At 69.0% G+C, this 25,846-nt stretch carries 25 protein-coding genes; 13 read left to right on the forward strand and 12 right to left on the reverse strand.

The window, feature by feature from the left end:
• Nucleotides 1-140 precede the first annotated feature (140 nt).
• On the forward strand, nucleotides 141-776 hold the full coding sequence (locus tag ACPXBU_RS34185) for an NADPH-dependent FMN reductase (protein ID WP_393374078.1): 636 nt from the start codon (nucleotides 141-143) through the stop codon (nucleotides 774-776).
• 15 nt (nucleotides 777-791) lie between these two features.
• On the opposite strand, the gene ACPXBU_RS34190 is transcribed toward ACPXBU_RS34185, so the two are convergent.
• Nucleotides 792-1,823: a sulfotransferase family protein gene (locus ACPXBU_RS34190; RefSeq protein ID WP_425761320.1), complete on the reverse strand. Its 1,032-nt coding sequence runs from the start codon at nucleotides 1,821-1,823 to the stop codon at nucleotides 792-794.
• Nucleotides 1,824-2,114: 291 nt separating this feature from the next.
• On the opposite strand from ACPXBU_RS34190, the gene ACPXBU_RS34195 reads away from it, so the two are divergent.
• Nucleotides 2,115-2,462, forward strand: coding sequence for a hypothetical protein (locus tag ACPXBU_RS34195; protein ID WP_425761321.1), 348 nt, complete (start codon nucleotides 2,115-2,117; stop codon nucleotides 2,460-2,462).
• 24 nt (nucleotides 2,463-2,486) lie between these two features.
• Here ACPXBU_RS34195 and ACPXBU_RS34200 read toward each other — a convergent pair whose 3' ends face one another.
• From ACPXBU_RS34200 to ACPXBU_RS34225, 6 genes are all read right to left on the reverse strand, one after another.
• On the reverse strand, nucleotides 2,487-3,998 hold the full coding sequence (locus tag ACPXBU_RS34200; RefSeq protein ID WP_425761322.1) for a phytoene desaturase family protein: 1,512 nt from the start codon (nucleotides 3,996-3,998) through the stop codon (nucleotides 2,487-2,489).
• 73 nt (nucleotides 3,999-4,071) lie between these two features.
• The gene (locus ACPXBU_RS34205) at nucleotides 4,072-4,827 is read right to left on the reverse strand and encodes a class I SAM-dependent methyltransferase (protein WP_425761323.1); all 756 of its coding nucleotides are present in this window, start codon (nucleotides 4,825-4,827) and stop codon (nucleotides 4,072-4,074) included.
• A gap of 96 nt (nucleotides 4,828-4,923) precedes the next feature.
• Nucleotides 4,924-5,814 carry a hypothetical protein gene (locus ACPXBU_RS34210; RefSeq protein ID WP_425761324.1) on the reverse strand — a complete coding sequence of 297 codons (891 nt, stop codon included), beginning with the start codon at nucleotides 5,812-5,814 and terminating at the stop codon, nucleotides 4,924-4,926.
• 128 nt (nucleotides 5,815-5,942) lie between these two features.
• Nucleotides 5,943-6,161, reverse strand: a complete 219-nt coding sequence (locus tag ACPXBU_RS34215; protein ID WP_425761325.1) for a linaridin-like RiPP — start codon at nucleotides 6,159-6,161, stop codon at nucleotides 5,943-5,945.
• 157 nt (nucleotides 6,162-6,318) lie between these two features.
• Nucleotides 6,319-6,885: a hypothetical protein gene (locus ACPXBU_RS34220; protein ID WP_425761326.1), complete on the reverse strand. Its 567-nt coding sequence runs from the start codon at nucleotides 6,883-6,885 to the stop codon at nucleotides 6,319-6,321.
• Nucleotides 6,882-7,700: an alpha/beta hydrolase gene (locus ACPXBU_RS34225; RefSeq protein ID WP_425761327.1), complete on the reverse strand. Its 819-nt coding sequence runs from the start codon at nucleotides 7,698-7,700 to the stop codon at nucleotides 6,882-6,884. Before ACPXBU_RS34225 ends, ACPXBU_RS34220 begins: the two co-directional genes overlap by 4 nt.
• A gap of 687 nt (nucleotides 7,701-8,387) precedes the next feature.
• On the opposite strand from ACPXBU_RS34225, the gene ACPXBU_RS34230 reads away from it, so the two are divergent.
• From ACPXBU_RS34230 to ACPXBU_RS34240, 3 genes are all read left to right on the forward strand, one after another.
• Nucleotides 8,388-11,150 carry an ATP-binding protein gene (locus ACPXBU_RS34230; RefSeq protein ID WP_425761328.1) on the forward strand — a complete coding sequence of 921 codons (2,763 nt, stop codon included), beginning with the start codon at nucleotides 8,388-8,390 and terminating at the stop codon, nucleotides 11,148-11,150.
• A gap of 149 nt (nucleotides 11,151-11,299) precedes the next feature.
• The gene (locus ACPXBU_RS34235; RefSeq protein ID WP_425761329.1) at nucleotides 11,300-11,824 is read left to right on the forward strand and encodes a SigE family RNA polymerase sigma factor; all 525 of its coding nucleotides are present in this window, start codon (nucleotides 11,300-11,302) and stop codon (nucleotides 11,822-11,824) included.
• Nucleotides 11,821-13,026 carry a hypothetical protein gene (locus ACPXBU_RS34240; RefSeq protein WP_425761330.1) on the forward strand — a complete coding sequence of 402 codons (1,206 nt, stop codon included), beginning with the start codon at nucleotides 11,821-11,823 and terminating at the stop codon, nucleotides 13,024-13,026. The genes ACPXBU_RS34235 and ACPXBU_RS34240 overlap by 4 nt, the downstream gene beginning before the upstream one ends.
• Before the next feature lie 46 nt (nucleotides 13,027-13,072).
• Here the strand turns inward: ACPXBU_RS34240 and ACPXBU_RS34245 are convergent, their stop codons facing one another.
• Nucleotides 13,073-13,246, reverse strand: coding sequence for a hypothetical protein (locus tag ACPXBU_RS34245; RefSeq protein WP_425761331.1), 174 nt, complete (start codon nucleotides 13,244-13,246; stop codon nucleotides 13,073-13,075).
• 134 nt (nucleotides 13,247-13,380) lie between these two features.
• Between ACPXBU_RS34245 and ACPXBU_RS34250 the strand changes: the two genes are divergently transcribed.
• A complete protein-coding gene (locus ACPXBU_RS34250; protein WP_425761332.1) occupies nucleotides 13,381-14,874 on the forward strand; it encodes a sulfatase family protein in 1,494 nt (497 codons plus the stop codon).
• A 189-nt stretch (nucleotides 14,875-15,063) separates the two neighbouring features.
• On the opposite strand, the gene ACPXBU_RS34255 is transcribed toward ACPXBU_RS34250, so the two are convergent.
• The 3 genes from ACPXBU_RS34255 to ACPXBU_RS34265 all read right to left on the reverse strand — a co-directional run bounded on the left by ACPXBU_RS34255 (nucleotide 15,064) and on the right by ACPXBU_RS34265 (nucleotide 17,751).
• Nucleotides 15,064-15,615, reverse strand: a complete 552-nt coding sequence (locus ACPXBU_RS34255; protein WP_425761333.1) for a hypothetical protein — start codon at nucleotides 15,613-15,615, stop codon at nucleotides 15,064-15,066.
• Between the two features lie 421 nt (nucleotides 15,616-16,036).
• Nucleotides 16,037-17,182, reverse strand: a complete 1,146-nt coding sequence (locus ACPXBU_RS34260) for a hypothetical protein (RefSeq protein WP_425761334.1) — start codon at nucleotides 17,180-17,182, stop codon at nucleotides 16,037-16,039.
• Nucleotides 17,179-17,751, reverse strand: coding sequence for an RNA polymerase sigma factor (locus ACPXBU_RS34265; protein WP_425761335.1), 573 nt, complete (start codon nucleotides 17,749-17,751; stop codon nucleotides 17,179-17,181). The genes ACPXBU_RS34260 and ACPXBU_RS34265 overlap by 4 nt, the downstream gene beginning before the upstream one ends.
• Nucleotides 17,752-18,104: 353 nt before the next feature.
• Between ACPXBU_RS34265 and ACPXBU_RS34270 the strand changes: the two genes are divergently transcribed.
• The 5 genes from ACPXBU_RS34270 to ACPXBU_RS34290 all read left to right on the forward strand — a co-directional run bounded on the left by ACPXBU_RS34270 (nucleotide 18,105) and on the right by ACPXBU_RS34290 (nucleotide 23,545).
• Entirely contained in the window at nucleotides 18,105-18,677 is a 573-nt protein-coding gene (locus tag ACPXBU_RS34270) for a hypothetical protein (RefSeq protein ID WP_425761336.1), read from the forward strand.
• A 265-nt stretch (nucleotides 18,678-18,942) separates the two neighbouring features.
• A complete protein-coding gene (locus ACPXBU_RS34275) occupies nucleotides 18,943-19,680 on the forward strand; it encodes a hypothetical protein (RefSeq protein ID WP_425761337.1) in 738 nt (245 codons plus the stop codon).
• A gap of 277 nt (nucleotides 19,681-19,957) precedes the next feature.
• Nucleotides 19,958-21,175, forward strand: coding sequence for an epoxide hydrolase family protein (locus tag ACPXBU_RS34280; RefSeq protein ID WP_425761338.1), 1,218 nt, complete (start codon nucleotides 19,958-19,960; stop codon nucleotides 21,173-21,175).
• A gap of 565 nt (nucleotides 21,176-21,740) precedes the next feature.
• Nucleotides 21,741-22,712, forward strand: coding sequence for an NAD(P)H-binding protein (locus tag ACPXBU_RS34285; protein WP_425761339.1), 972 nt, complete (start codon nucleotides 21,741-21,743; stop codon nucleotides 22,710-22,712).
• Nucleotides 22,709-23,545 (forward strand): NAD(P)H-binding protein, encoded by an 837-nt coding sequence (locus tag ACPXBU_RS34290; protein WP_425761340.1) that lies wholly within the window; start codon nucleotides 22,709-22,711, stop codon nucleotides 23,543-23,545. The genes ACPXBU_RS34285 and ACPXBU_RS34290 overlap by 4 nt, the downstream gene beginning before the upstream one ends.
• Before the next feature lie 137 nt (nucleotides 23,546-23,682).
• On the opposite strand, the gene ACPXBU_RS34295 is transcribed toward ACPXBU_RS34290, so the two are convergent.
• Nucleotides 23,683-24,447, reverse strand: coding sequence for an ATP-grasp domain-containing protein (locus ACPXBU_RS34295; protein WP_425761341.1), 765 nt, complete (start codon nucleotides 24,445-24,447; stop codon nucleotides 23,683-23,685).
• Nucleotides 24,448-24,605: 158 nt separating this feature from the next.
• Here ACPXBU_RS34295 and ACPXBU_RS34300 point away from each other — a divergent pair, with 158 nt between their 5' ends.
• Nucleotides 24,606-24,767: a hypothetical protein gene (locus tag ACPXBU_RS34300; protein ID WP_425696324.1), complete on the forward strand. Its 162-nt coding sequence runs from the start codon at nucleotides 24,606-24,608 to the stop codon at nucleotides 24,765-24,767.
• A gap of 25 nt (nucleotides 24,768-24,792) precedes the next feature.
• Nucleotides 24,793-25,299: a hypothetical protein gene (locus ACPXBU_RS34305; RefSeq protein WP_425761342.1), complete on the forward strand. Its 507-nt coding sequence runs from the start codon at nucleotides 24,793-24,795 to the stop codon at nucleotides 25,297-25,299.
• The last annotated feature ends 547 nt before the right edge of the window (nucleotides 25,300-25,846 follow it).

Here is a 25,846-nt window from a genome sequence, read left to right on the forward strand (position 1 = left end):
GACGCTACGGTCGCCGCGAACTGCACCCACACCCCTAGGGACACCTAAAACGGGCGGCCGCTCCCCTTAAGGGGTTCTCCGCTCCGCCGGCCACGGGCACCATGGCGAAGGCACACCCGGACGAGCGGCGAGGCGGGAAGATGACCGTATTGACGGAGTCCTCGGGACCGGCGCCGCTGGTGGTGGGCCTGGGCGGCACGACACGCAGCGGCTCCACGTCGGAGCGCGGGTTGCGGGCGGCGCTGGGCGTGGCCGAGCGCCTGGGCGCACGGACGCTGTGCTTCGACGGCCGCTTCCTGGCGGACCTGCCCGCGTACGCCCCGGAGCGGCCGGAACGCACCGCCGCCGCGATCAGGCTGGTCGAGGCCGTGCGCGCCGCGGACGGTCTGATCGTCGCCACTCCGGCCTACCACGCCGGCGTCTCCGGCCTGGTCAAGAACGCGCTGGACTACCTGGAGGACCTGAGCCTCGACGAGCGGCCCTACCTGGACGGCCGGGCGGTCGGCTGCGTGGTGGCGGCGCTGGGTGGGCAGGCCCTGGGCTCCACGTTGGACTCGCTTCGCGCGGTGATCCACGCCCTGCGCGGGTGGCCGGTGCCGGTCAGCGTGTGCCTGGAGAGCGGCCGGATCGGCTTCGAGCCGGACGGGACGTGCACGGACACCAAGGCGGCGATGCGCCTGGACCTGCTCGGGCGCCAGGTCGTCGGCTTCGCCGCCACCCCGTTTGCGGTACGCGCGGAGAACGCGCCGGACCCCATGGTGGGATCCGGCGCGTAGCCGGGCTCGCGCCGCTCAGCCCACGAGCGTGCGCAGCGACCGCTCGCCGGGTTCGCAGGCGGCGCGCAGAGCCTCACCGGCCGCCGGGTCGAGCCCGGCCGCGCCGTGGATCCGGCTGGGGTCGATCTCGCCGCGGGCGTCCGCCAGCCAGGCCGGGTCCGCGTCGACGCCCAGGAAGCCGGCCACCCGGGTGAGCTCCTCGTCCGGGTCGGCGAGCAGCGCCTCGAAGCTCAGCTCGGCCTGACGCTCGGCGGGCACCGCGGCGAGAGCCGTACACCCCTCGGTGATCATCTCGGACCACATCTCACCGAAGACCTCGACCGGGATCCGGTAGTCGCGGAACGCGCTGGGATCGAAGGGCGGCACCAGCAGATCGACAAGCTCCGCCGGCACGCGCTTCATCGTCTCCGGATTGAGCTGGGCGGGCGACGCGACCCCGGCCAGCCGGGCGGCGTGCCGGGCGAGCGCGGTCAGCCGGAAGCCGATGTGCCGGCTCATCGACTCGGCGCAGTCGGGGCCGTTGCGGTGGATGTGGACGAACCGCGCGCCGGGAAAGTGCGCCAGCAGGTCGGGTACCAGGGCCAGTGAGGCGCCCGAGCGCTCGACGACCACGGGCCGGCCGAGGCGGCGGGCCATCAGCTCGAAGAACGCGGAGTACTGCTCGCCGGCCGGGCGCAGCGGCCAGGCCGGCACCTCCGCGGCCAGCTCGTCGAAGAGCCGGTCGGGGTCGTCACTGAGCATCGGCAGCGTCATGTGCGAGATCATCGGTACGCCGGCGGCGGGGCCGAAGCGCCCGCTCTCGTACGGGTAGGTCAGCTCCGGCGCGCGTAACCCGTCGCGCACCATCGCGTCGAGGTACGGGTCGTTGGCCGAGAGCATCTCCCAGAACGCGGCCCCGTCCAAGGGTGCCAGCGGGATCGCGTCGCGCCGCACAGTCAGCGCGGCGAAGAACTCGCTGACGCTGAGCACCGCGGGATGTCTGCGCAGCAGCCGGGACATGAGTGTCGATCCGCAGCGGCCGCTTCCGACGATGAACGTGACAACCATCAACGCCTCCATGCTCGTCGCAAGGCGCCGCCGCGGTTCCGTCGACGGCCTCGGCGGCTCGTTCCTCGACGCTAGGAAGCAACGGGCGTCACGTGGACCCCCAATCGGACACATCGACCCCTATGCCCCCTTCTGCATACTCTACTGCTCCTATAGGCATTAATCGGTATCCGCGCCCCTGCCTCGAGCGACGGCCGCCGGCATGCGAAAGCCCGCCGTTGGTCCCGGCCCACCCCTTCATCGGGTACGGAGCGGACACACCGGCAACCCGGGCTCCTGGATCATTACGGTATGACTGCTCCGCTGCTTCGCGTCACGATGGAGTCCGGCCAGATCTGGCACGACCCCTCAGAGGATCTGCTGTTCGAGTTGCTGTCGGACATGGAGCGCGGCGAGGAAATGTTCCTCGTCGTGGAACGTCTCACCGATGCCACCGGTCAGACGTTCGCGCAGGTTGCCCGCACCGAGGCAAACGGATACCAGGTCGAGTACCGCGAGGGTGGCGAAGACAGTCACTTCCAGGCGTTCACCGAGGACAAGCGGCTCGTCCACTCCGTGCTCACGGCTTGGGCCTTCGAGCTGGCCGGATGGCGGGCGGCGCTGCCGTGGGTGCGCCTGCGGTTCGACAACCACAGCTGAGGGTGAGCCCGCGCGTCCCCTCGGCTAACGACTCGGCGAACCGCTGTCCCCGGGAGCACGGCTCACGATGGTGCTTGGGCTGCTCGTCTCGTCCGTGGGCCCCAGCGGCGGGGCCGCGGCCAGGTGGAACTCCCTGCGCAGGGCGGCCCGGGCGGCCAGGTGTCCGCAGAGACCGTGCACGCTGGGGCCAGGAGGCGTCGACGCCGAGCACAGGTACACACCCGCGAGGGGCGTGCGGTACGGGTTCCAGGCGGGTACCGGCCGGAACACGGCCTGGGTGAGCGTGACAGCCCCCGCGCCGATGTCGCCGCCGCGATAGTTGGGGTTGTACGTCTCGTACTCGGCCGCCGACACACCCCGCGCCGCGATGACCGTGTCGGCGAAGCCGGGCGCGTACCGCTCGATACGGCGAGTGACCAGCGGCACCGGATCCCGGGTATCGCCGTTCGGCACGTGTGCGTAGGCCCACACCGGGCGACGGCCACCCACCGCGCGGCCGGGGTCGGTCACGGCCGGATCGACGACGAGCACGAACGGCTCCTTGGCTGCCTCGCCCCGCGCCGTCGCGTTCTCCGCCGCGACCATGCCGGCGCGAGCGCCACCCACGTGCACTGTCCCCGCCTGGCCCACCTCCGGGTTGGCCCACGGGATGGGTCCGCTGACCAGGAAGTCGACCTTCGCCGCCCCGGGGCCGTAACGGAAGCGCTCCAACGCCCGGCGGTAGCGCGGCGGCAGCCGGTCGCCGGCCAGCGCCAGCAGGCCGTGCGGTGTGGTGTCCAGCATGATCACCTGAGCGTCGAGCTCCGCGAGGTCGGTGATCCGACGGCCGGTGTGCACGATGCCACCGTGCGCCCGCAGATCGTCGACGAGGGCTTCGGCGATGCGGACACTGCCGCCCCGGGGCAGCGGCCAGCCGGTGGCGTGCGCCAGGTGCCCGAGCAGCAGCGCGATGGCCCCCGCGGGCAGGCTGGGCAGCCGGCCCACCGCGTGCGCCGCAACCCCGGTGAGCAGTGCCCGGGCAGCCTCGGTGCGCAACCCGTCGCTCCCCAGGAGATGCCCGAGCAGACGCGGGCCGAGCAGCAGCGGTGCGGCCAGGTCGTGCGGCAGGGACCGCTGGCCGGACAGCAGGAAATCGGTTACGCCCGTGCTGTGCCGCACCAGCGGAGCCATCAGCCGCCGCCAGCGGCCCCCGTCCGGGCCGAGCCGATCGCAGGTCCTGGTGAGGTCGTGGTAGGCGAACGCGGCGGCGCCCCTGTCCAAGGGGTGCGCGTAGGCGATCGGCGCCCGCAGCAGCGCAACGCCGCGGGCCGCGAGGTCGAACTCCCGGAAGAACGCCGACGCGGCAGCCATGGGGTGCACGGCCGCGCACGTGTCGTGCCAGATCTCGGAGTCGAACAGCGCCGCACCGCGCAGGCCACCGCCGACCGTGGCGGCCTGTTCGTGAACGTGCACGGTCAGCCCGGCACGCGCCATGGTGACGGCGGCGGCCAACCCGTTCGGTCCGCTGCCGACGACGGCGACGTCGGCGCGCGTCATGCCGGTGCGGTGTCAGTAAGGAACCGCTTGTCGGCGAGGCCGGCGCCGCGCCCGCGAACAGTAGCGCGACCGATCATGCCGGCTTCGTGTACGACGAAACGAACACACCGGCGGTGGGAAGGTACTCGTTGCGGTGCCAGTCGCTGTAGTGGCCCTCCGGCCGCAACCCGGCGTCCTGGGCGTAGACATCCACCTCGCTGGGCGTCAGCAGGCGCGTGATCTCCGTACCGATGCGGTGCGTGCCATCCGACTCGAACAGGATGGTGGACACCTGCCAGATCCGGTTCTCCCCCAGGAGCAGGGCGTTCATCTGGATGCCGGTGTCCGGCTCGGACAACGGCAGGAAAGCTGTGCTGCGTGCCAAGCCCTGATGCAACGCCTCGACACCGGGACGGTTGTGTGTCTCGACCAGCAGCCTGCCACCGGGCCGCAGGTGTTCCGCCGCACGGGCGATGACGTTTCGCTGTTCCTCGGGATCGAGGATCAGCGCCAGCGTGGCGCAGATGCAGTAGACGAGGCCGTACTGCCGGTCGCCACGGTAGGTCCGGATATCGCCGAGCTCGGCGATCACCTCACCCTCGTCGGACTTCTTCTCGAGAGCTGTCAGCATCTCCGGAGAGGAGTCCACCCCGGTGACGGGGCCGACACGGCGCGACAGCGGTAACGCGACGCGGCCCGTCCCCACGCCCAACTCCAGGGTCCCCCAGGCGGGCTCCGGGTGACATTCGACCAGGGCGTCGACGGTGACCCCAGTGGCGCCACCGTCCCGGAAGATGCGGTCGTACCAGCCTCCGAACTGTCTGCCGTAGCCGATGTCCGCGATCGTCATGGGTTCTCCGTCCCAGTGCTCGGTTGTCGAAGCGCCCTCGCGGTGAGGGCTTGCCGTCTCGGGCGATGCGCAGATCGCTGGGGCGTGGTGCACCGCTCAGGCGGCAAGGGCAGCGTCCGGCCGGGGTGTGGCGGGCCGGGGCACGAGGGCAAGCTCACGCCGACGCTGCGACAGCACGTAGTGGATCGCCGGATGAGTGGCGCCGAACGCGAGAACGAACCGGTTGAGCCCCATGAACGCGCCGATGCCGAGGTGGAACGCCGTCATGGTGCCGAGGTAGGCGCGGGCGGCGGGCTTGGGAAGCACGTAGATGAGGGGGAATCCGAACTCGATGGCGATCGTGCCCCAGGACAGGACCTTGGACATCACCGGGTAGCGGGTCAGAAGCTTGTGCGCGTGCGGGTGCCCGTAGTTCTTCGTCCGGATCACTCCGGCGACGGCGTCCCCCTTCAGCCAGACCGGGGACACGACCTTCACCAATCCGGACGCGACGTAGGAGAGCGATGTCTCCAGTGCCAGCGTCCGCATCGCGAGGTCGTCGGCCCGCTCCTGGTCGCGGATCAGGCCGGTGGTGGCCATCGTGGCGTTGATGACCAACTGCAACTGGTCGGCGCCGTCCCGGCCGAACGGCATGAGTTGGCCCTGCACGCTCTGGAGAAGGGCCAGCGTCGCGCCGCCCGCGATCCGCAGCGGCCGGTTCTTGGGCCAGATGAAGGTGGCCGCCGACAGTGCGGCCTGCGCCCCGAAGATCGTGTAGGGGAGCGCTCTGGACGCCAACACGCGGTGCAGCCCGGGGTGATCCTGTGCCATCGTCGGCTCGAAGGCATCGATCTGGCTCCCCAGCAGATCGCCCTTCGCGAAACGCTTGTGCTGGCTGAGCGTCTCCAACGCCGCGATGAACGTCCCCGCGGAGGCGATGCGGCGCGCGGTGATGGCCGGGTCCAGCGCGTTGAGGAACGAGGCAACCCGGGTCAGACGACGAAACACAAGATCTCCTTCTGCTGGATTTGACTGCCAGGCCTGGGCATCGCCGGCGGTGGTGGGGCGCATTCCGCATCACCACCGCCGGCGATATCCCCGCTCTCAGTCAGCGGTACTCAATCCGCTCCCGGATCTCAGTAGGCGTTCCGTGCGACGTAGTTGTTGACGTTCGCCGCGAGCGCCCCCACCCCAGCAGCGAAGAGCGCAACCGCCTCCGGGCAGGTAACGGTGAGGGGGGTGAACAAGACGGGTTCGGCGGTGCCGTCGAACGGGGAGACGATTTCGATCTGCGTGAGCATCCCCGGCGAGACGTCGGGCAGGGTTTCATTGGCGTACTGGGCGACGAGAGACATCTGGATCCCTTCTTCCTGATCCTTGTTGGATCCCTTGGTGGTCCTTCCGAAAGAACAGCGGCCGCTCCCCAGTGGGGCAGGACGCCCACTTCGGCTGGGGGTACCGCCCTCACAGCGCGTACGGCGGCCTGAGGACGGGGCTCTCAGCCGATGTGGCCTACTGTGCGGTGGCGGCTGCCGGAAGCGCGGGAGTCAGGGGAATGTGTTCGGAAGCGAACATCGGTTTCACCGTGTACTTCCCCTCATCCTCGGGGTGACCCTGCAGCATCATGAACTGGGTGTGGTCGGCGCCCGGCTGGTGCGGGACCTGCGTCAGCAGGTAACGCTTCAAAAGCTGGTAGCCGGAGGTGGCGACGATGTGCGGCAGGTCGGCGGACGACTCATTTGACGCCTTGACGGTGACCTGGAGCGCGTCGAAGATGACCTTGGGAACGCGGTTTGTCGCGTTCCAGAAGAGGCCGTACCAGGGCCGGTCCGGGACTAGCTCGATCTCTTTCCACTCAGTCGCCGTGCCGCTGGTGAGGTCACGGTAGAGCAGGTGCATGTCCGACACACCGGGATTGGGCCCGAAGAACCTCCAGTTGGGTGCCCGGAGGAGTCGCAGGGGTCCCCGCTCGAGCAGGTGGTCGAACCGTTGGTCGGGAAGCTGACCGGCGGCGGTGTTGACCAGCCACGCCGCGAGTCCGGTCGATAGCGCGGCATACAGGACACGTTGTCTGTTCACTCCCAACTCCCAGGGACGATAAGTTCGGCGAGTTGCTTGGCGTGTGTCTGCTCGGCAACGATCCCGATGTGGGTGGCGTCCTCGTACACGTGGTGCCAGGAGCGGTCCGACAGCTTCAACATCCGTTCCTGCGACGCCCGGTGCTTCGCGATATTCGTACCCTTCGTCGCCGTCGCCACCTGCAATGGGACCGTCAGCCTCTGGACGGGTGGGTACGTGCGTGCGGCCATGTACTCGCGGTACGCGGTGGTCCACGTGCGAGGCAAGGCGTGGTACTCGATGAAGCTGATTTTGACCTCGTCCGCGTACGACTCGGTGAACGCTCCTATCGGCCGTAGGACGTTGAGGCCGGTGGCGGCCCACAGGGATTCCAGCAGCAGGTGCTGCCGCGCCCACGAGTCGGGAAGCGTGCCGGCGAAGGCCTTCAGGTCGGTGATGATCGTGGTATCGACCATCACCACGTGCGACAACCCCGCACCGCCGCGCGACTCGGCGTACGCGGCGGCCAGGTAGCCGCCGAGGGAGTGCCCCACCAGCACCACCGGCAGCCCTTCGAGGTAGTGCCCACGCAGCTCGTCGACGATCTGGAACTGCTCCTCCAGGGTGGCCCCGGGTAGCGGGCTGCTGAGTCCGTGGCCAGGCCTGTTGTATCCGACGCAGGCGGCGTTCTCGGGCAGGTACTCACGCACCCAGGCCCACTCTTCGGGTGGAGAGCCGAGCCCGTTGAAGAAGACCACACCAAATGCGGCGTCCGTCGGACGCGTGTGATCGACCTCGACGAGACTGCCATCGGCACGACGCATCGTGGAAGACATCGCCATCCGCCGACGCCTACCGACAAACCGCGTCCGCGCACCGATCGCCCAACTGCTGGCGCACAGCGCCGCCACACCGATGGCGAATTTCCGTTCAAACGACAATGTCCGCACCGTCGGCACACCCCATTCCTCCCGGCAAACGCCCTGCTCCGCGGGCGTTTCCCCCGTGGCCCCGGTGGTTGCCCAGCATCCGACCGGTCCGTCATGCGGGCACATCACGTGCTCGCCATCCCCTGGCGGTGGTTGTTGAACGGGGGTGACACCGATACTGCTTCCCGCCAACGGGCCGGAGCAACGGCCACCGACCGTCCCGGACAGACGCGAGCTGTCCCCGCTGATCAAAGCCGTGTCCGATCGTGTCTCGGACAGCAGGACATGGCGGAGATCCGCCGTTCCCTGGTGAGGTGGCCCCACCAGTATTGGCGTTCATGGGGCCCTGGGAGAGTGCGCCGTACGCGGCCGGAGGGCGCGCCAGGGGTCCAATCTGCGACCCAGCGGCGGGGGTGTACGAGCCGTTGCGGGCCGGCCAGGACCCAGACGGTGACCAGCATCCGAGGGTGTCGATAGACCCCCGCTAAACCGCGTAGAGCCAGTATGTCCCGGACAGACTCGAACGCCGTTGGTTCCACGACCCATCGAGAACCACGATGATCAAACACAGAGCGACGTCGACACGGGGGACGTATGACTCAGTATGGTGGAGGTCCGCCGAATCCGAATGGGGTCACCGAGCCGGGCGAGTTCACTGCCGCTCTCCGACAGTTGCGAGCCTGGGCAGACCTGTCATTCCGGCAGCTGGCCCAGCGGGCGGAGACCGCCGGTGAGGTGCTCCCGGCGAGCACGACCGCCTCGATGCTTGCCCGCGCCACCCTGCCCAGGAGCGACATCGTCGCGACGTTCGTCCGAGCCTGCGGGCTCGACGGCTCGGACGTCGCCAGGTGGGTCGCGACGCGCAACGCGCTCGCCGCCGCTCCGACCCGGTCGGATCACGCGGCACCCGTCATGCACGACGCGCCGCAGCCCACACCTGACGACGGACCCGTGCCTGCCATGCTGCCCCCCGACATCGCCGACTTCACCGGCCGCGAGGAGCAGGTGCCGTCGCTGCTCAAGCACCTGTCGGGCGCGACGCGTGCCAGCCAACACCACCACGCGCCGGTCATCGCGACGATCAGCGGCATGGGCGGCGTCGGCAAGACAGCCCTCGCCGTCCACGTCGCCCACCGGCTGTCCGAGACGTATACCGACGGTCAGCTGTACGTGAACCTGCGCGGCGCCGACGCGTCGCCCTTGCAACCCGGTGACATCCTGGCCCGGTTTCTGCGCGCGCTGGGTGTGCCGAACCAGGGGATTCCGGCCGACGAGACCGAACGTGCCGAGCTGTACCGCACCCGCCTCGCCGGCCGTTCCGTGCTGCTGGTCCTGGACAACGCGGCAACGGAGAGCCAGGTCCGGCCCCTGCTGCCGGGCACGGCGACCTGCGCTGTCCTGGTTACCAGCCGGGCACGGCTGACAAGCATCGAGGGCGCCCACCGCGTCGACCTCGACGTGTTTTCACCGACGACGGCGATCCGGCTCCTGGCCCGCATCATCACCGACAAGCGGTTGACCGCTCAGCAGGCCGCAGCGGAAAGAATCATCGCGTTGTGCGGTGGGCTACCACTGGCGGTTCGCGTCGCCGGGGCGCGCCTCGCCGCCCGGCCCAGATGGCACCTCGGACACCTGGCGACGATGCTCGGCAACGAGCGCCGCCGTCTGGACCAGTTGGCGGCCGGTGACCTGGCGGTTCGCGCCTCGCTCGCGTTGAGCTACCAGGGGCTCGACCCCACGGCACGGCGGCTGTTCCGACTGCTCGGCCTCTTCGACCTGCCGGACTTTGCGGCCTGGTTCGCCGCGGCCATTCTGGACTCCGGGTTGGACCTGGGCGTCGAGCACGCCGAGGCGTTGGTGGATGCGCAGTTGCTGACCGCCGCCGGCACCGATGGGGCCGGACAGCAGCGCTACCGCTTCCACGACCTGGTACGGATCTTCGCTCGTGAACGCGCCGCTGTCGAGGAGACCGATGAGTCGATCACGGCTGCGCTCACCAGCGGGTTCGGTGCCTGGCTGGCCCTCACCGAGCGGATGGCTGGACACATCCCGGGGCCGTGCTACGCGGCGATCAGCGGACCCACGGCGCGTCCGGCCACGGGCTGGGTCGACCGGTACACGCCGAGCATCGGCCCGGGCCTGTGGTTCGATGCCGAGAGGGCGGCACTGCTGTCCCTGATCCGGCAGGCGTGTCTGCTCGGCCTCGACGACGTGGCGTTCGACCTGGCCGGGTGCATGGAAAAGTACTTCGACGTGCGCGGCATGTACAGCGACTGGGTCGACACCAACACCGAGGTCATGTCCGCGTGCCGTGCGGCGGGCAACCTGCTCGGTGAGGCGGTCATGCTCCGCGGCCTGATCGACGTGACCACCTGGATCACCGACGGCGACGGCGACGGCGACGCGATGTCCCGGCTGCACGACGGGGCGTTCCGGCTGTTGGACATGTTCACCCTCCTGGGCCACGAGCAGGGCATGAGCGACGCCGCCGTGATGTGCTCCTGGGCGCTCACCGCGGCGGGCGACCGCCCTGCCGCGATCACCTATGCCACCCGTGCCCTCCAGTTGGCCAACCGGTCGGGGCACCCGGGGGGCCGGATCCGGGCCCGGTTGGCGATGTCGGTCGCCCACTACGAGCAGGGGCGGTTCGACGACGCGGCCGCTGGCCTGGCCGACGCCCTGGGCGAGGCGCGGGTCCTGGACAATCCGCGCTGGGTCGCGACCGTCCTCCAGTTCTCCGGCATCACCCATCGCGAGCTCGCCAACTTCGAGCGCAGCCACAGCATGCTGCACGAGGCGCTGAGCATCTCGCGTCACTTCGGCGACACGTACACCGAAGTCCTGACGTTGCTCGCACTGGCTCGGCTGGACCTGCGGCGGGGTGATCCGGCAGCCGCGCGCGGCACCGCCGACACGTCGGCGCTGCTCAGCCGCAAATACCACATGGGCCACCACCTGGCGGAGGCACTGCAGCTGCTGGGCGAGATCGAGATGGCCGACGGTTGCCCCGCACGGGCGGTCAACCACCTCGAGGAATCGGTAGCGATCTGGCGGACCCGCGGATGGCACTCCATGCAGGCCGCGGCGCTCACGAGTCTGGGCAAGGCGTACGCGCAGACTGAGCCGTCGGCCGCAGGACGGGCGTTCGAGGAAGCCGCTGCGATCTTCACCCGGCTCGGCAACACCGCCAAGCTCGCCGAGGTTCTCACGTACATCCCACCGCACGGCGTCGAGCGCCGTCGAGGTCAGTCGGCGCACACGCCGGCCTCCCCCGGGTATCGACCGCAATCGAGTGCCGCGGCGAAGTGGGCCGGGATCGCGTTGGGGGTGAGCGGGGACGCGGGCCGGGGTCGGTGATCGGAGCGTCGTCGAACTCGCAGGCAGCTCGTGCTGCCGACCGACCAGCAGGTACGCCTCGCGCAACGCCGGTTGGAAGTGTCGTGGCCGGCAAAGCAGCAGCCACCGCGGGCCCGGCGTTGTTATCGGTATGAGGAATAGGCACATCCATGAACGCTGACCTCGATCGGGAGTTCAGCGATTTCGTCGCGGCCCGCTCGCACGCACTGTTCCGGACCGCGCTCGCCCTGACCGGGCACCGTCAGCAGGCCGAGGATCTGCTCCAGACCGTACTGACCAAGGGCGCCCGACACTGGGGGCGGATCCGCACCGGAAACCCCGAGGCGTACCTGCGTACCGCGCTGTACCGACAGCAGACGAGTTGGTGGCGCAGCCTCCGGCGGGGGCGCGAGGTGAGCGCCGAACAGGTGCCCGAGGTCGCGACGACGGCCGACGCCACCGCCACCGTCGACCTCAACCTGGCGCTCAGACAGGCGTTGGCGCAGCTCGCGCCCAAACACCGGGCGGTGCTCGTGCTGCGCTACTTCGAAGACCGACCGGACGGCGAGATCGCGGAGATTCTGGGCTGCACCCAATCCACGGTACGCAGCCAGGCCGCACGGGCTCTCACCCGGCTGCGCGAACTCTGCCCCAGGCTCGACATCCTCACCACGAAGGAGGCGGCAGACCGATGAACCCGCACCTCACCAGCGCGCTCCGGACCGCATTCGAGGAACTGGCCGAGACCGCGCCCGCGCCGGTCGGGCTGGCCCAGGCCGCACTGGTCAGCGCCCGCCGGCAACGGGTCACCCGGCTGGCCGTCGGCGGTGGCTTCGCGGCGGCGATCTGCGCCGCGCTGATCGGCGTGGTCGCCGTCATCGCCCCGCTCAGCGGTACGGCCGGCGACCAGTTCGCCGGTAGCGGGCTGAGGCCACTCGTGGTGACCGCGTACAGCGGCATCCGCGATCCGAAAATCGATGATCCGAGCCCGCACTTTCTGTACTCGCTCCTGCTGAACGCGAAGACCGGCCGGTACGACCGGCTGCCGTACCGCTATGCCATGCCGTCCCCGGACGGCAGCCAGGTGTTGGTCGCGACGGGTGACAACAGTCCACGCTATCCAAACCGGGTGGGCGTACTGGACCGGGCCAGCGGGAACGTACGGTGGATCGCCGGCTCCGGCAGCACCAGCGACGCCCGCTTCCCCGGCTATTCGAACGACGGGCGCTGGTCGCCGGACGGGCAGCGCATCCTCTTCACCCACCTGCCGCGCACGGGTACGCCCGGCTTCGTGCTTGTGGATCCGGAGACGCTCACGACAACGTTCGTCCCACTGCCCGACCTGGCCGCGCAGAACGACCAGGCCACCGGCCTGATCTGGACGCCGGACAGCAACGGGCTCGCGCTGACGCTCTCCACGTCTGTCGACGAGCCCACGGTGGCCGGGATCCGCATCTACGACCTGGCTGGCAGAGTGGTGCGCACCGTTCCCGCCAGCGGCGGCCGGCTGGACGAGGTCAGCTTCTTCCCGGACGGCGGGCAACTGGCGCTGGCGCCGTACTCCGACGGGGTGCGGCAGACTTCCGTCACGGTGGTCGATCCGGTCACCGGGGCGCTCCAGCACAGCTTCAGGGTGCCCCTTGCCGGCGGCCTGATCGGCTGGACGGACGAGCAGCACCTGCTGATCCGCGTCTTCCACGACGCGGGCGGGATACCGGCACCGGACCAGCCCGCCCCGGTCCTCGGACCGGGTGATGACGAGTACGACCGCCTGCTCGTGGTCGACCTGACCGGTCGGGTGACCCACTCGATGCACCTACCGGCCGAGGACGCCGACCACCTCTTCATCGGCTCCTCCGCCGGCCTGCCGAGCAGCGCCGCGAAGATCACCTTCTAAGCCGTGCTGGACCTCGCCATCGTCGACGAGGTCGGCCAGACCGGATCTATGCCGGCTCGCGCACGCCGCCGGCGTTGCCACCGTCGTCCGGCATCGGTTCGGCCGGGGCTTCGGGCAGTTCGTCCGGCGCGCCGGGCAGAAGGTCGCCCGCGTCGTCGGGCACCGGTTCACGCGGGTCGATAGGCGGATACTGTTCGGGGTCGAGATCCGGTCCAGTCATCAGGTGAGTATCCGTCGCCTTCCGGACTGCCGCTCGTCGGGCCCGCGAGCCGGGCGGTGGAGCCAACGGCGCGTTGATCGGATCATCACCACTTGTTGAATAGACGCTGACAAATTTTGGCCAGGCTTGGCGGCATGGCTATCACACACCGACGCCTCCTCGCCGCCACCCTCGTGGCCGCGCTGACCCTGCTCGCGGCCTGGACACCGGCACGCGGCGCGGAGCCCGCTCCGGCGCCCGCCGCCACCGCACCCAACATCATTTTCGTTCTCGTCGACGACCTCGCCTGGAACCTGGTGCAATACCTGCCGCAGGTGCAGCGACTACAGAGTGAAGGAGCGACCTTCACCAACTACACGGTGACCGACTCGCTGTGCTGCCCCTCCCGCTCGTCGATCCTCACCGGGCAGTTCCCGCACGACACCGGCGTGTTCACAAACGGTGGAGACGATGGCGGGTTCGCGGTCTTCAAGGGCCGGGGCAACGAGAACCGCACCTTCGCGACCGCCTTGCAGGCCAAGGGCTACCGAACCGGCTTCCTGGGCAAGTACCTCAACGGCTACCTGCCGGCGGACACCCAGGGAGGCGCGCTGCCGTACGTCCCACCCGGCTGGTCGGAGTGGTACGTGGCGGGCAACGGATACTCCGAGTACAACTACGACCTCAACGAGAACCACACAGTTGTCCACTACGGCAGCCAACCGGCCGACTATCTGACAAACGTGCTGTCCCGCAAGGGCAAGGACTTCATCCAGCGTTCGGCGGCCGCCAACACACCCTTCCTGCTGGAGGTCTCGACCTTCGCCCCGCACAGCCCGTTCACACCGGCCAACCAGGACCTCGACGACTTCCCCGGCCTCACCGCCCCGCGCACGCCGGCGTACGACCAGCTGCCCACCAACCCGCCGTCCTGGCTGGCCGGCAACGCGCCGTTGACCACCCAGGAAAAGAGCACCCTGGACACGAACTTCCGCAAGCGTGCCCAGTCCGTGCAGGCCGTCGACCGACTGATCGGCAACCTGCGTACCCAACTCACCACGAGCGGCATCGCCGACAACACCTACGTGGTGTTCAGCTCCGACAACGGCTTCCACATGGGCGAGTACCGGCTGACCGGAGGCAAGCAAACCGCCTTCGACACCGACGTGCGGGTCCCCCTCGTCGTCGCCGGACTGGGCGTCGTCCCCGGATCGCAACGTGCCGAGGTCGTGCAGAACATCGACCTGGCGCCAACCTTCCAGCGCATCGGGGCGGCAGACGTCGGCACGCACGTCGACGGGCGCAACCTGCTTCCCCTCGCCCAGGGCGAGGCGGCACCGAACTGGCGTACCGGGGCGTTGATCGAGCACCACGGCCCCAACCAGGCGGCCGACGACCCCGACGCCCAGGACCGGCGCAACGGCAGCCCGGTCACCTACGAGGCCCTGCGGACGGCGACCTACACCTACGTCGAGTACTCGAACGGCGAACGGGAGTACTACGACCGGACCGTCGACCCCCACCAACTCAACAACATCGCCGCCGGGCTCTCGACAACCCGCCGGGCCGCACTACACGACGCACTCGCGGCGTACGTCGCCTGCCACAGCCACTCGGCGTGCTGGACGGCAGGTCACGTGCCGGCCTGACGGCGCATCATCCGCAACGGCCCTGACCTGCGGCCTCGCGCTGTCGCAGGCCAGGGCCGATCGCCGTCCTCGCCCGGCTGGGCGCAGGTGGCCGCCACACGAGCACGACGAGCCGTACCCCTTCGGGTTGGCGATTCGCTCGACCAGTCGTCACCTAGTTGGTCACCCAGACGAGCGATTCACGCGTCGTCACAGGTCTTCATCGTCTTCGTCTGGTGGCAGGTCGGTCTGCCACCAGATCCGCATCAGGTACTGCTCGATTCCGGAGTGCTGTCGTTGCAGATCGTCGATGCGCTCATCGTCGCCGTCAGTGCCCATCACCTTCAGAATCTCGTGGAATGCCCCGTCTGCCTGCTCACGCCCGCGATGAAAAAGCGCGACCGTATACCGGCCGTGCCCCCTTGGCGGGTCAATGCCAGAAATGACCGTGCCGAATATGTCGCCAACCTGCAGATTGCCGGTAGGACAGTCCAGGTCGAACGTCAGGGGCCCCGTCCACCCGGACGCGCTCAGGTCGTCATCGGGAGCCTCGTCCCAAATCTCCACGTCGGCTTGTACTTTTATGAGGTCTTGGGTCGCGACGATGTAGATCTCGTATCCGGTGCTCGCTGCCACATTCTTGATGGCCTCGCTGATAGCGGTCGCTGAGCCCACGGCGGCGTCGCAGTAGACGTCGCGGAGGACGACCATCCGGTAGTTCGGACTTAACGTCAGGCCATGGCGGCTGTGCCGGGTCGGCATGGTTGCTCTCCTACGAACGGTCGACAGCTCGATACCCTCACCCGACAAACAACAGCACCCTCCGGCTCCGGGGGGCCCGCTCACCGTGAGCGGGCTCCCGAACCGGATCAACCACCGAGCTGCAAACGCGCGGATCGCAACCCGCAGGCCCGTCTTGAGGAACGCACGGAGATCATCCGCAGTGCCCGTCCAACCCCGCCTGGATCCTGCCGGCAACGTGGTCAACGAGTCCCTGACCGCCGCGGCCACGATCTGGTTCGCAAGCACCCGCACCTCATAGGGCGCCAGGTCCGAGAGGTGCGTCACGCGTCGATCATCGCAGTCGGGCACGCCCGTGCGAACAGCAAAACAACGGTGCGGGCCGCCTCTGGGCGGCCCGCACCGTTGTCTGCCGGAATGCTGGTGGGTGGGAGTTCCTGGGCTACAGGTCGGCCTTCGTCACGCGGGAGGATTCGTACGTCGTGGATGCCTGGGGGGTGCCCGGCACGATGGAGACGTCCTTGACCAGCATGCCGGTCTTGGCGTCGATGGTCAGCACCTCGCTGCCCCCGCCGCCGAACATCTCGGGGCCGGCGGTGATCGTCAGCGTGGCCTTGCCGTGGGTGGTCGAGTTCATGACGCTGACCGCGGAGATGGTGGACAGCAGACGCAGCACACCGGCCCGGACCTGCGTGTTGCCGTCGCCAGCGGAGAGCGCTTGGGTGCTGTACGTCCACAGGGCGTTGTCCAAGTGCTGCTGAACGGCCTGAGGGCTGTACGGCTTCGGCTCGGCGTTGCCGCCCTTCTGCTTGATAATCACCTGGGCGGCCGCCTGCTGCTTGTCCCACACCGCCTTCTGCGCTGCGGGATCGAGGCCCACCAGCGGCTCCTTGGCTGCCTTGAGCATCTGGGTCCGGCCGTCGGCGGGGCTGCTGTCCGCCGCGGCGACGGCTGCCTCGAGGAGCGGAGCGTAGCCGCCGTCCGTCATCTGGTCCTGGTGACGGGCGATCGCACGCTTGATGTCCCGCACGCTGTTGCCCGTGTAGATCGCGTGACCGTCGGTGTACAGCGTGTAGACGACCTGCATGGTCTTGGTGCCGTGGACCTGCGTCGCCTTCACCAGCCACGCGTCGCCCGCCGGCGGGGTGACCGTCTTGATGGATCCGGCCAGGGTCATCAGCGGCGCGGGCTCGGCGGACTCCTCGACGGTGGTCGAGCCCGAGGCGGCGGCCGACGAATCCTTGCCGGCCTGCGTGCCCCCGGTCGCTGGCGAGTTGAGCAGCACAGCGACGACTGCGGCCGCGGCGGCAACCCCCACCCCGGCGCCGATGCCCAATCGGCCCGCGATACCGATCCGGCGGCGGCGCTGAATCGCCGGACTGGATTCGTGGTCCCGCGTGGTTGTCGTCGTTTCCATGGTTGAAGTCGCCTCCACAGTCGTGTCCTCCGCTGACGTCGCGCCCAGCAGCCGCACGGTTCCGGCGTCGGCCATAGCCGCCCGCAGCACCGCCCGCGCCCGCTGATACGCCTCCGGGCGCAGTGGTTCTGCGCTGCCCAACGCACCGACCAGATCGAGCTCGTCGGTCATCGGTGTCTCTCCTTCGTGCTGTTGCGGTCCTTCAGAAGCGCGGACACCCCCGGCGCGTCGCGCAATGCCGTCCTGGCCTGGCTCAGCAGCCGCCGCGCGGTGCCGGCCGGTATGCCGAGTGCCCGCGCGGCGTCGGCTGCGGTCAGGTCCTCCCAGGCGACGAGCCTCAGGACCTCCCGCTCTTCGGGTTTGAGCCGCGTCAGGGCCGACCGGAGCACCGCCCGGGCGTCCACGCCGAGGTCCACCGCCGACCACGGATCCCATCCAGTCCCCACGTCCGGCACGTCCGCGACCAGGTCCTCGGCCGGCCGGGACCGCCAGTGGCGTCGCAAGCGATTCAATGCCACCCCGTACAGCCACGGCCGCGCATCGTTGTACGACCGGTCGTACAACCGCCGCGACTCGAACGCCGCAACCCAAACCTCGCCCAGGAGGTCCTCGGCCGCATCCCGCCCCGCCCGACGAACGAGGTACGCACCGACGGCGGCCTCATGACGCTCGACCACCTCCACGAAGGCGTCGACATCGCCATCCAGTGACCGGCCTATCAAATCCGCATCCGAAGCCATGGCCCTCCTCGGCTAAGTCCGCGCTTCAACCTGTCATTGCCGATCAGGCGGGGAAGTGTTCAGGCACCGAGGTTCCGGCGGCAAGCGGTCGCCCAACAGCGACCTCTGGTCGGCATGAGCGGCTGCGGCGCGGTAAGCGTTGGGCCCAAGCGTGGCGCCCAGGCCAGGGCCGAGGGCCGACGCGGAGGCAAGGAGCGACACCGCACGCGTGGGCGCCCCCGGTGCACCGTCAGACCGATGAACTTCTACGGCCCGGCACCGAGTTCGCACTCCGGTCGAGAGTACGTGCACTCAGGGGAAGCTGGGTATGCCTGCTCCTCCATCAATAGTCGGTGATGGAGAGGATGGTTCGCATGCGAAGGACACTGATTGTGGTGACGGCCGTGATCCTGGGTCTGGTGTCGGCGAGCGGGCCGGCGGCGGCGCAGCAGCGGCCACGGGGGATCCCTGACCGGGTCATGTTGCAGCCGGACGATCTCGGCGGGGCCGTGCCGGGGCCGGTGGAGGACGGGCTGGTGTGGTCGCTGCTACCCCAGCCGTGCGCGGACACGCCAGTGCCGCAGCCGGTCGTGAGCCGCACTGCGGCGGCTGATCTCGGTACCCGATTTCGGATCTACGAGAACGTCGCCCGGTACCGCGGCGACGGGGCACACGCGTACATCACCGAGCTGAAGGCGCAGCTCGCCCGGTGCGGGGCGGGCGGCGACGAGGAGGGCTTCGACCCGGTCGCCGAGGACCGCCTCGGACCGGACACGGTGCTGTTCCTCGGCACCTACGACGAGGGCGACCACTACGTCGGCTACGTCGCCGCCGCGGTTGGCCACTACGTGGTGGTGGTCATGATGTCGGACTCGTACCTGGGGGCGGCCGACCTGACCACGTTGAACGGGCTGGGCAGCGCCGCGATCAGCCGAGCGGCTGCGTGACGCGCAGAGGCCGGCCCTCGGGAGGGCCGGCCTCTGGCCACGGGCAGCGTGACCGGGCGATGAGGGTGCCCAGACTGGCGAAGCTGCTGTAAGGCATCGCCCCACAGGTCGCTCGGTCGATGGGTGAACGTAGGACTGCGTCGCCGGTGTGGTTCGGTGCTACGCCGGCTCCGGCATCCTGTCATCGGCTACTTGTTTCATTGACCCGCAACCGTGGTGGGTGCGGCCTCGAAGGGATCGGGGATCGCCGTTTACGATTCGGGGTGTGCCGACGTATGAGCAGCTGACGGAGCTGAGTCGTCTGCGAGACCCGTCTACCCTGCTGTTCGGCGCACGGTCCGGCGCGCCGGCGGCGGGCGAGCGGGGCCGCCGCGAAGCGGTCGAGCACTGGGCGTTCCTCGCGGGCCGTGACGGCTACACGGTCACACCGCTGGACACCGACTCGGGGCATGGCGCTGCAACGTACTGCGGTGATGTGAATGTCGACGGGCTGGTTTACCAGATACACCGAGGGCCACGCCGACGAATCCTTCAGACGTGGATGGACAGCGAGGGCGACTGGCAGGGCCGGTTCGTGCTTGACGACGCGATCTGGGCGGTACCCGTACCGCCGCAGCCGGAGCCGACCGACTGCCGGTGGTGCGCGGACGGCCCGCCGGACACTCTCCGGATGGCTGATTCCGGCCTGGTCGACGGCATCTTCTCGGTTTGGGTTGCCGAGCACCCTGATGGCACCGGACGCGGGATCGTCATCCAGCAAGATCCTGATGACGATGAGCCCAACGTCGTGTGCTTCGAGCCCGCTCACGCTGTGGCGGCGGCTGGCCTTCGGGGGTGGGCGCTGTCCGACAACGAACTGGCCCTGCAATTCACCCAGGACGCTGCCGGCGATGTGGACATACTCGATTCCGATGGTTGGCTGCGGTTCCAGCTCGCGGTGAAGCCAGCGGCGCGCCGTGATCTGCGTGCTGGCCTGGAGAAGATACGGAAGCTGCCCACCTGACGGCCACGCACGGCCGTGCGTGCGCACCTCGCGGCGCCAGGTGCCGGCCTGCTGCTAGAACCGCGCGGGTCGCCAGGACGACCCGGCGATCTTCGGCGGTATGACCAGCGTGGGGATGATGGCGAGCCAGGTGGCGTGCCAGGCGCCGGGAGGAAGCGCCAAGGTGGCACACACCTCGCCCGCCAATTCATCGGGACTACGCGACCGGACATCGATGCATAGCAGGTCTGTCACTGTGACGATCGGTCCCCCGTGAATGGGGGGGGGCACACGAGCGATGCTGGAGCAGCTCGCAACGATGCCACCGGGCGGCCTGCCGTGCATCGGCTATCGTTCGCAGGTGTCGACGATCGAGCCGTATCGCATCTCCGTCGAGCCCGAAGTGCTTGTTGACCTGCGTGAGCGCATCGGCCGCACGCGCTGGCCGCAGGCACCGCTGGAGCCAGGATGGGAGTCCGGCACCGAGCCGGGTTACCTGCGCGAGCTGCTGAGCCAGTGGCAGGATTTCGATTGGCCGGCCTTCGAGAAGACGCTCAACGAGCTGCCGCACTACCGGTTCGAGGGTACGCATTTCGTCCACGCCCACGGCCGGGGGCCGGACCCGCTACCTATCGTGCTCACCCACGGCTGGCCCGGCAGTTTCCTGGAATACCGCGACCTCATCCCACTGCTCACCGAGCCCGACGACCCGGCCGACGCCTTCGACGTGGTGGTGCCGTCGCTGCCAGGGTTCGGGTTCTCCGACTGGCCAGTGTCCCCGGGCGTGGTCAACGCCGTCGTCGCGGACCGCTGGCATCGGCTGATGACCGAGGGCCTCGGCTACCGCACGTTCGCCGCCCACGGCAGCGACCTCGGCGCGGGCGTCACCACACAGCTCGCCAAGTTGCATCCGAGGAGTGTCACCGGCATCCTCCTGAGCGCCACGGCGATGCCGCGGCCGCAGCAGCCGTGGAGCGACGCGGAGCAGCGGTACCTCGCCTGGATGGACGAGTGGCAAGCCGCCGAGGGCGCTTATGCACATCAACACGCGACGAAACCCCAAACCTTGGGGTACGGGTTGACCGACTCCCCTGCCGGGCTGGCCGGCTGGATCGTCGAGAAGTACCGCGACTGGTCGGACAGTCACGGCGACGTCGACGCACGGATCGGCCGTGAACACCTCCTCGCGACGCTCACGCTCTACTGGGCCACGGGCACCATTACGCCATCGATCCGGATGTACTACGAGCACCGCCGGCAACCCACGCCGGTGACCGAGCGAATCCCGGTGCCGGCCGGGTTCGCGCTCTTCCCCAACGAGTTCGTACCGCTGCCTAAGCCGCCGCGTGAGCTGGCCGAGCGTTTCTACCAGGTCGAACGCTGGACCGAGCTGCCGCGCGGCGGACATTTCCCGGCTATCGAGGAGCCGCGGCTGCTCGCCGAGGAGCTGCGAGCGTTCTTCCGCCCGCTGCGCGCACAGTGTGACCCGTTCGCGCAGCGCTCTGACATCAACTGATGGCAACGCTGGCACGCCGCCCTGCAGATTAGCGAGCCCTATACCGCCGCCTGCAACGAGATCGCGGGCCACTACGTGCACCACCGTCCAATCCTGACCGAGGCCATGCAGGACGGCGTGGTTAGCGCAGCTTCCCGCATGGGCGGCGACTGACCGTCAGGCCCTGGATCACTTCGCATCACGGAACGCAACGAGGTGGGCAGCCACGTCCCGACACAGCACCGTCACCTGGGTACACGACCTCCATGGCGGCCCAGACGGCGGGGAGCCACGCCCACCGTCCCCGCGCCTTGTCAGCGGCAGATCCGGATACTCACTGGGCTTGAGCCGGGCCGGGTGTCGCACGGTCAGGTGTTCCTGGCCCGCGGGCTATCTCATCCCCGGGCCTCGAGGTGAAGCAGCCGGGCGGCGTCGAGCCTGGCGGCGCGCAGGGCACCGGCGGAGCAACGCCGTGCGTACGGGTACCCGCGCCATCCGGAACACCGACACAACCGGACTGCGGGGGCCGCACATGTCGTACATATGTACGATGTGCGACTTTTGAGATCTCCGCCTAGCCTGCGTGGTGACCGCCGCCGCGCCATTGGCCGTGGATTCGCGGCGGCGGTCTATTGCCCACTCCAGGTATTCGAGAAGGAGCAACGTGACAATCCTAGTAACCGGAGCGACCGGCAATGTGGGTCGCCAGGTGGTGGCCCAACTGGTCCGGGCTGGGCGACCGGTGCGGGCGATGACCCGCCAGCCGCACCCCGGTCGGCTGCCGGATGGGGCCGAGGTGGTCCAGGGAGACTTCGAACGTCCCGACACCTGGCCGGCGGCGCTGGACGGAGTGCAGTCGGTGTACCTGTTCCCCTTCGTGTACGCCGCGACCGACCATGGGTTCGTCGATGAGGCGGTCAAGGCCGGCGTCACCCGGTTCGTCGTGCACTCCGCGGCGGCGGCCGGGTTCGCACCCGGAACCGGAGGCAACGGCGCCCTCGGGCGGCACCTGACCGAAGAGCGGGAAGCGCACCGCGGGCTGGAACTGCTGGTGGAGGCCTCCGGCGCTGAGTGGACCCATGTGCGGCCGGGCCTGTTGGCCGCCAATGCGCTGCAGTGGGCCGACCAAATTCGGGCCGGACGGGTGGTGCGCGGGCCGTACGCGGCCGCTGGCTACCCGGTGGTCCACGAGGCCGACGTCGCCGATGTGGCGGTCGCGGCGTTGCTGACCGACGACCATGTCGGTCGCGTGTACACCGTCACCGGCCCGGTGAAGGTCTCGCAGGCGGAGCAGGTCACCGCGATCGGTGCCGCCATCGGCGTGCAGGTGCGGTTCGAGGAGCTCGATCCGACCGAGGCGTGCAGGCAGTGGCTGCGCGACGGCTTCGACGAGGAGACCGTCGACTGGATGATCGCGCTGCTCGCCGACGCGGTCGACGGGACGGGTGCGCTACCGCCAACGGACAGCTATCTGCAGGTGACGGGGCGACCACCGCGCACGTTCGCCCAGTGGGCCAACGACCATGCCGCCGACTTCCGGGTAGAGGTGCCGCGATGACGATTCTGGTCACGGGTGCCACCGGCATGGTGGGCCGACACGTCGTCGCCGAACTGGTGAGGACCGGTCATCGGGTCCGCGCACTGACGCGGACGCCGTCGGCGGCGGGTCTTCCGGACGGGGTGGAGGTCGTCGGCGGCGATCTGACGGACCCGCCGTCCCTGGAGCCGTCGTTGAACGGTGTGGAGCGGATGTACCTGTTTCCGGTCGGACGGTCGGCGCGTGATGTTGTTGCTGCTGCGAAGTGGGCCGGCGTGCGGCGCATCGTCGTGCTGTCCGGGGCGCTGGCCGACACCGACGACAGCGAGGACGGGTACCTGGCGGTCGAGCGTGCGGTCGAGGACTCCGGTCTGGAGTGGACGCACGTCCGGCCCGGGGAGTTCGCCGCGAACTGGCTGGACTGGGCCCCGACCATCAAGGAAGGTCGTGTGGTCCGCCGGCCGTATGGGGCTGCGGTCACCCAACCCACCCATGAGGCGGACATCGCCGCGGTCGCCGCGAGGGTGCTCGTCGAGGACGGCCACGCCGGCCGGACCTACACCTTCGCCGGCCCCGAGGCGCTCACCACCGTCGCGCAGGTCGACGCGATCGGCACGGCGATCGGTGCCACGGTGCGGTTCGACGAACTCGATCCGGCCGAGGCCCGGGCCGAGTGGATCAGCAACGGCTATCCAGAGACGTTCGTCGACTGGATCTTCACCATGTGGGCGCAATCCGCGCGTGATCCCGCCCCGACGAACCAGGAGTGGGCCGACATCGTCCCGCGCCTGACCGGCCGACCCGCGCGGACATTCGCGCAATGGGCCACCGACCACGCGGCCGACTTCCGGTAGACCGTTCATCGTGGGGCATGGGCTCGGCCGCCCGGGCCACATGCCCCACACGACCGTCAACCCAGCACGACGCGACGAACGCTCCGCGCAAACATCCTCAACTCGGCAGATCAGTACACCGGCATGGACCTGCTGGCTTAAAGCCCGCTGGCCGGCTGAGGCCGTCGGATGAACTGTCTGTCGCGGGCGGAGACCGAAGCCATTGGGCTGGCCGCTCGGAGGACGACATCGAGGACCAGGTCTGGATCCGCTACGTAGGCGCCGCTGGCCCATGCGGCATTCGCCTCGATCACGGCCCAGTGGCCGTCGACCAGTCCTACGTCTACGACGATGGCGGAGGGCAACGTGTGCCCATACCCGGCGATGAGATCGGTGCCGAAGGCTAGCGCCTCGGTCGACGCAGGGCCGAGGTGCAACCGGCCGTGCGCGGCGTACTGGCTGCCTGCGTAGACACCAGCGTCGAGCACGTGTAGCCGGTACTCGGCGGTGAAGTCGACGATGTCGCTGACGAGCACTGGAGTCCGCCGGTCGACAGCATCCGGGCCGGGCAGGCGGGAACCATCGGTGTAGATCATCGCCGGGATGTTCTTGTCGTTGGGCGACTTGATGAACGCCGGTCGACAGAGCTCGTAGGCCTCGCCAATGGCGACCAAGGTGATCTCGCGGCCGGTGAGTTCACGAGGAAGGCTAGTCAGCCAGCCAGGTTCAGCCTCCAGGGGCGCGATCCCGAGCAGCGGTGCGACGACGTCGGCGAAGCTCGGTCCCGCGTGAAGGTGATCAGCACGCAACCCGGCGGGTACTTCGAAAGAGCCGAGCTGGACGGTGCGTAGTCCGCGTCGATGAGCGGCATCGCGCAAGCTCTGAGCCGAGGCTGTCAGGCGCGGCGGCAGGACGAGTGTCACGGCCGATGATCCTGCCTGAATACACCGTGGCAGTTACAGCGGTTTGCTGCTCGTCGGCGACCTCGACGATGAAGACGCAGAGATATCCTCTCGAGCACCTGTTGGAGGAGGCGTGAATGGGATTGTCTGGCAGGGATTGCCCTGACTGTGGTCGGCGCGTGAGCAAGCCGTTCGAGAAGACCATCACCGGTCGGCGAGTCTGCCCGGACTGCGCGAACGCCCTGTTTATGGGCTCGGCCGCTGGCACGATCACCGGCAACGTCGGTTCCGGATACGGAGTGTGGGCGATGCTCATGCGAAAGATCCGACACTCCGACTGACCCCGATTGCTGCGAGCATCGCATCATGGGCATCGCCGGATTCCGCTCGAACATGCGTAGCCTGATCGGGCTGGCGGCCGTCTGCCTGGCCGTCGCGGCGGTCATCAGCGTCGCCCCGAACCCTGCTGTACCTGAACGCGACTGGCGACCACCAGCTGGCTATGTCCTGGTCGACACGGTCTCGCTCGACGACGAGCACACGTTACGGCTCTGGACCGGGCCGTCCGGCTGGTATGTCGAGAGCATGCTGTCCGGTCGGCACCAGGCAGCCGTCGGAGCAGGCAGTGGCGGCGACCAGTCCAGCGTGAGCGAGGTCCTCAATGGGCTGGTGGGCCAGTTGTCCCTTGCTGGCGCGACGGCCGTCGCGGTCGGGTCGCCTACACCTGTGCGCGCCCGGGTTCACTCCGGAGTGTTCCTCGTCTCGACGTCGGTGATCCGATCGACCGATCGGGCAGTTCCGGTGACGCCACTCGACGTCAACGGAAAACCCCTCGCTCCGGAGACTCTCGTAGAGGTCGCCGGCCGCGGCTGATCCCTACGATCCAAAAGTTCAGCACCCCGTAGCCCAACGGATGGTGATCATGGGCTGGGCTGAGGCACTCAGTTGGTGGGTTCGTGGGGCACGTACCAGCCGCCGAGTGCCTGTCGTAGTCCGCACAAGAAGATGCTCGCCGCGATCGATGTCGCGATCGCGATGAGCAGACCCCCGTACCACCGGTCCCGCGGGTCGCGGCCGATCGAGTCAGCCGGGGCGGAACTGCGGGCTGCCGGCCAGTGTTTGGTTGGCGCCAGCACTGCTCCCGCAGCCGCATCGGTCGATCGGGCAGCACGCTCACGATCGCCGCGCCTTGTCAGCGGAAGATCCGTGCACCGATCGTGCCGACGATCTGGTGGTCTCCAACGCCGCAGCCGGACTGGACTACGCCATCCGGCCGGACGTGCCTCGGTAGCATGTTCCGCCATGCACCGCATCGTCATCAGGCCACGCATCCAGATCCCGGTCCTAGACGAGTAAGTCCTAACGGCCCTGGGTGGTGGAGATAGACGAAGGGTGTTGAGGATCAGTTTGTGACGACCGA

The sequence above is a fragment of the Micromonospora sp. DT231 genome (genome assembly GCF_049847025.1).
Lineage (GTDB): Bacteria > Actinomycetota > Actinomycetes > Mycobacteriales > Micromonosporaceae > Micromonospora.

What these genes read in the sequence shown, in the direction of transcription:
- ACPXBU_RS34280 (WP_425761338.1), top strand. Translation starts at nt 19,958, where the DNA reads ATGCTGGAGCAGCTCGCAACGATGCCACCGGGCGGCCTGCCGTGCATC.
- ACPXBU_RS34305 (WP_425761342.1), top strand. Translation starts at nt 24,793, where the DNA reads ATGGGCATCGCCGGATTCCGCTCGAACATGCGTAGCCTGATCGGGCTG.
- ACPXBU_RS34255 (WP_425761333.1), bottom strand. Translation starts at nt 15,615, where the DNA reads ATGCCGACCCGGCACAGCCGCCATGGCCTGACGTTAAGTCCGAACTAC.
- ACPXBU_RS34250 (WP_425761332.1), top strand. Translation starts at nt 13,381, where the DNA reads ATGGCTATCACACACCGACGCCTCCTCGCCGCCACCCTCGTGGCCGCG.
- ACPXBU_RS34225 (WP_425761327.1), bottom strand. Translation starts at nt 7,700, where the DNA reads ATGTCTTCCACGATGCGTCGTGCCGATGGCAGTCTCGTCGAGGTCGAT.
- ACPXBU_RS34260 (WP_425761334.1), bottom strand. Translation starts at nt 17,182, where the DNA reads ATGACCGACGAGCTCGATCTGGTCGGTGCGTTGGGCAGCGCAGAACCA.
- ACPXBU_RS34190 (WP_425761320.1), bottom strand. Translation starts at nt 1,823, where the DNA reads ATGGTTGTCACGTTCATCGTCGGAAGCGGCCGCTGCGGATCGACACTC.
- ACPXBU_RS34200 (WP_425761322.1), bottom strand. Translation starts at nt 3,998, where the DNA reads ATGACGCGCGCCGACGTCGCCGTCGTCGGCAGCGGACCGAACGGGTTG.
- ACPXBU_RS34290 (WP_425761340.1), top strand. Translation starts at nt 22,709, where the DNA reads ATGACGATTCTGGTCACGGGTGCCACCGGCATGGTGGGCCGACACGTC.
- ACPXBU_RS34195 (WP_425761321.1), top strand. Translation starts at nt 2,115, where the DNA reads ATGACTGCTCCGCTGCTTCGCGTCACGATGGAGTCCGGCCAGATCTGG.
- ACPXBU_RS34230 (WP_425761328.1), top strand. Translation starts at nt 8,388, where the DNA reads ATGACTCAGTATGGTGGAGGTCCGCCGAATCCGAATGGGGTCACCGAG.
- ACPXBU_RS34270 (WP_425761336.1), top strand. Translation starts at nt 18,105, where the DNA reads ATGCGAAGGACACTGATTGTGGTGACGGCCGTGATCCTGGGTCTGGTG.
- ACPXBU_RS34240 (WP_425761330.1), top strand. Translation starts at nt 11,821, where the DNA reads ATGAACCCGCACCTCACCAGCGCGCTCCGGACCGCATTCGAGGAACTG.
- ACPXBU_RS34265 (WP_425761335.1), bottom strand. Translation starts at nt 17,751, where the DNA reads ATGGCTTCGGATGCGGATTTGATAGGCCGGTCACTGGATGGCGATGTC.
- ACPXBU_RS34185 (WP_393374078.1), top strand. Translation starts at nt 141, where the DNA reads ATGACCGTATTGACGGAGTCCTCGGGACCGGCGCCGCTGGTGGTGGGC.
- ACPXBU_RS34235 (WP_425761329.1), top strand. Translation starts at nt 11,300, where the DNA reads ATGAACGCTGACCTCGATCGGGAGTTCAGCGATTTCGTCGCGGCCCGC.
- ACPXBU_RS34205 (WP_425761323.1), bottom strand. Translation starts at nt 4,827, where the DNA reads ATGACGATCGCGGACATCGGCTACGGCAGACAGTTCGGAGGCTGGTAC.
- ACPXBU_RS34245 (WP_425761331.1), bottom strand. Translation starts at nt 13,246, where the DNA reads ATGACTGGACCGGATCTCGACCCCGAACAGTATCCGCCTATCGACCCG.
- ACPXBU_RS34215 (WP_425761325.1), bottom strand. Translation starts at nt 6,161, where the DNA reads ATGTCTCTCGTCGCCCAGTACGCCAATGAAACCCTGCCCGACGTCTCG.